At 66.8% G+C, this 310-nt stretch carries 1 protein-coding gene; it reads left to right on the forward strand.

The features are described 5' to 3' along the window. Positions 1-2: 2 nt before the first annotated feature. A partial coding sequence (locus tag IO39_RS43540; RefSeq protein WP_043637815.1) for a roadblock/LC7 domain-containing protein occupies positions 3-310 on the forward strand: 308 nt, incomplete at its 3' end.

Below are 310 nucleotides of genomic sequence, written 5' to 3' on the forward strand. Positions count from 1 at the left end.
ACCTGAGCAACGCGGCGCGCGGAGTCGACTGGTTGATCACCGATTTCGTCAGCACGGTCCCTGGTGTGGCTCATGCGGTGGTCGTCTCGTCGGATGGTCTGCCGCTGGCGGCGTCGGCGGGTTTTCCGGCGGATCGGGCGGATCAGCTGGCGGCGATCGCGTCGGGGCTGGTGTCGCTGACGCAGGGTGCGGCGCGGGTGTTCGAGGGTGGTGCGGTCAATCAGACGATCGTGGAGATGCAGCGCGGGCTGATGCTGATCATGTCGATCAGTGATGGTTCGTGTCTGGCGGTGCTGGCGGCGCCGGATTG

Origin of the sequence: Nonomuraea candida (genome assembly GCF_000725485.1) — a bacterium.
Lineage (GTDB): Bacteria > Actinomycetota > Actinomycetes > Streptosporangiales > Streptosporangiaceae > Nonomuraea > Nonomuraea candida.